Raw genomic sequence first — 2,959 nt, forward strand, 5'->3', positions numbered from 1 at the left:
TCGTCCGATAGGCTTGATCCGATCCAGTGACGGGCAGGGCAGATCCCCGCCGTCCAGGAGCGACGAAGTCATGCACAATCCATGGTGTGCAAGGCTTGGAACCTGATGTTCACAAGGGGCCCTGATCCGGTCTGGTGGCCATAGGCTGCGCGACACACCCGATCCCATCCCGAACTCGGCCGTTAAGCGCGCATCCGCTGATGGTACTGCGCCGTCATAGACGCGGGAGAGTAAGTCACCGCCAGACCTGACCAGAGCCCCCCCTCTCTCTCCCAGCGCCCCAGGCCCCCCAAGCCCAGGGACCCTCCGGATCAGACACGCCTCGCCGCGGGGTGGAGCAGCCCGGTAGCTCGTCAGGCTCATAACCTGAAGGCCGCAGGTTCAAATCCTGCCCCCGCAACCATCGTTCCTTGCGTTTGACGACGCAGACCAGAGCCCGCCTCCCCCGAGGCGGGCTCTTCGTCGTTCTGGAGTGCTGCATCGAAGGCGGACTGGCCGGGCTCTGCCTGAAGCCGGCCGGCCACTGCCACCGCAAACTCGACGCCCGCCGCAGCGGCCTTGGCGCCAGCTGCGAGATGCAGGAGACCGGCCAGGGCGCCTTCGAGGTCGATGCGCACCTCGGAGAGCTTGCGGCCCGGGACCGCCACGGGCGTGAGCACGATGCGCGAGACGAGTGCCCGCACGGCCTCGCGCGATTCCGTGGCGCTCGGCCCGTCATCGGAGGCTGACAGGCCGGCGACCAACTCGCGCACGCGCAGGTGGTAGGTCTCGGCCAAGGCGGGATGCAGACGAACGGGATCGGCTGGCGCTGCGGCGGCCAGCTCGGCCTCGAGTTGCTGGCGTCGAGTGTCGAGGGCGTTCATCCGGTCCTTGAGCTGCGAGGCGGCGACCCCGTCGAGGATGGCCTGCACCAGCTTGTCGTGGTCGCGGCGGATCTTCTGGAGCTCGGCTTCCTTGGTGGCCCGTGTCGCTCCGGCGCTGGCGCGCAGGCGGTTCCGCTCGGCCGTGTACTCCTCGCAGAAGACGCGGACGAGCTCGGGGTCCATCAAATGCTCGGTCAGGGCGTTCAGGACCCGCGCCTCGATGCCGCTGCGGCTCGTGGTGCGCCGGTTGGTGCAGACCGTGTCGCCCTGGTTGCGCGCGGACGAGCAGCCCACGCGATCGTTGGCGATCATGGAGACGCCGCCTCCGCAGACGCCGCAGACCATCAGCCCCGAGAAGAGGTGGACGGGCCGGCGCCGCGCCTCCGGGCGCACGTCCTTGTCCCTGACGGACGTTGCCTCCTGCCGGCGCTTCACTGCCTCCCAGAGCTCGTGATCCACAATGCGGAGGTCGGGCTCGTCCTTCACCACCAGATCGGCCTCGTCGTTGAGTCGTGCCTGCCGCTTGCCGGTGGAAGGATCCTTCTCGAAGCGCTGCCGGTTCCAGACGCGACGGCCCGCGTAGAGCTCGTTGTTGAGGATACCAATCCCGCGCTCGCGGTTGCCGTAGACGGTCGAGAACTGCCAGGGCCCGCCTCGGGGTCCGGGCACGCGCTCCTCGTTCAGCACGGCCGCGATGCGCTTGGGAGACACGCCAGACGCGTACATCCCGAAGATGCGCCGGACGACCTCGGCCTCCTCCTCGACGATGGCCAAGTCGCCCCGGAGCGGGGTGCCGTCGGGGGCGAGCCCGGCCGAGACCGGCCGGTAGCCGTAGGCGCGCCCGCCAGCTGATTTGCCGTCCCGCACCCGGCCCTCGAGCCCGCGGTGGGTCTTCTGCGCGAGGTCCTTGAGGAACAGCGCGTTCATCGTGCCCTTGAGGCCAATGTGCATCTCGGTGATGACGCCCTCCGCCACCGTCTCCACGCGGACGCCCCAGAAGCTCAGCTTCTCGAAGAAGCTCGCCACGTCCGCCTGGCTGCGCGAGTAACGGTCAAGCGCTTCTGCGAGTACCACGTCGAGGAGGCCTGCGCTCGCGTCCCGGAGGAGCGACTGCATGCCGGGGCGATGGAGCGAGGCTCCGGACACGGCACGGTCAGCGTAGACACCGACGACCTCGTAGTCCTGCTTGCGCGCGTGCTCGCGAGTGAGGCGCGCTTGGTCCTCATTGGACGCGTCCCGCTGCAGGTCGGAGGAGAAGCGGGTGTAGATCCCGACCCGCGGCTTCTGGGCCTTGCTCGTTCTGGACATGGTCTCTCCGTCAGTCCTCGGTCTTGATAGCGGGCCCGCTAGCCATGCCGGTCGGGACCGCCGCATGGTCGGCCTGAGCGGCGACGCGTGCCATCGCGCGCACGACTTCCACGAGCAGCGGATGCGGGCCGCCCAACACGATGTCGAGCCGGGTGCCCGGCAGGCCCATGTGCAGGGCAAGAGCCGGCTGCCGGTCGGCATGGGCCGCGATGGACAAGGGCCGGTTCACGCCACCCTCGGGAAGACGGTCATCCTCCATCACCGGTCCGGTGGACCGTCCTGCGCCAGGGGGCCTGTTCTTCGCTGACTTGTTCTTCATCGCCTGCCTGCTCCCGCCCCACGGCCCCGATCAGGACCACCCGGCTGTTCATCTTCAACTTGTGCCCGCGACCTTGCCCGGGCGACGTCTCGATCAGTCTACAGGCGACTTGCGAAAGCCCGATGGGGGAGAAAGAGATTGCGCAGCTTCGGCCAGCCGAAAGTCGTGGACAACGGCTGAGGCTAACAGCCGAAGTCTAAGGGGGGCCGATCCGTCCAGATATCTCGCCTTCAAGTCGACCTCGAGCGAAGAAGAAAGAGCGCAGGGCACCGTGGCGCCCCGCGCGAGTAACCCACCGCTTAGGACTTTACGGCTTCTTGGGCTCTGTTGAGCAATTCGGCGTAAGAGCGAGCTGCCCCTGACCCCCGTCGGCTTTATGCAACGCGCTTGGTCTCGGGGGTGCCGAGGGCGGTGAAGCGGTTGAGAAGGGCGGCACGGATCTGAAGCTCGGCGGTTTGGCGGCTGGGGG

At 68.0% G+C, this 2,959-nt stretch carries 2 protein-coding genes, 1 tRNA gene and 1 rRNA gene; 2 read left to right on the forward strand and 2 right to left on the reverse strand.

Translation table 11 applies throughout. The annotated features are described in order from the left end of the window. Positions 1 to 130 precede the first annotated feature (130 nt). Both rrf and RUMESO_RS02285 read left to right on the forward strand, forming a co-directional pair. Positions 131 to 247 (forward strand): 5S ribosomal RNA (gene rrf / locus RUMESO_RS02280). A gap of 79 nt (positions 248 to 326) precedes the next feature. Then, positions 327 to 403, forward strand: a tRNA-Met gene (locus RUMESO_RS02285). Here the strand turns inward: RUMESO_RS02285 and RUMESO_RS23760 are convergent. Together RUMESO_RS23760 and RUMESO_RS02300 are read right to left on the reverse strand one after the other, a co-directional pair. Next, positions 360 to 2,237: a recombinase family protein gene (locus RUMESO_RS23760; protein ID WP_342670715.1), complete on the reverse strand. Its 1,878-nt coding sequence runs from the start codon at positions 2,235 to 2,237 to the stop codon at positions 360 to 362. The genes RUMESO_RS02285 and RUMESO_RS23760 overlap by 44 nt on opposite strands. After that, positions 2,182 to 2,430: a hypothetical protein gene (locus tag RUMESO_RS02300; RefSeq protein ID WP_037277796.1), complete on the reverse strand. Its 249-nt coding sequence runs from the start codon at positions 2,428 to 2,430 to the stop codon at positions 2,182 to 2,184. Before RUMESO_RS02300 ends, RUMESO_RS23760 begins: the two co-directional genes overlap by 56 nt. Positions 2,431 to 2,959: the final 529 nt, after the last annotated feature.

The sequence above is a fragment of the Rubellimicrobium mesophilum DSM 19309 genome (assembly GCF_000600335.2).
In the GTDB taxonomy this organism is placed as follows: Bacteria; Pseudomonadota; Alphaproteobacteria; order Rhodobacterales; family Rhodobacteraceae; genus Rubellimicrobium; species Rubellimicrobium mesophilum.

Bases quoted from the DNA above. Each gene is read 5' to 3' on its own strand.
- RUMESO_RS23760 (WP_342670715.1), bottom strand. From the start codon at position 2,237: ATGCGGCGGTCCCGACCGGCATGGCTAGCGGGCCCGCTATCAAGACCG.
- RUMESO_RS02300 (WP_037277796.1), bottom strand. From the start codon at position 2,430: ATGGAGGATGACCGTCTTCCCGAGGGTGGCGTGAACCGGCCCTTGTCC.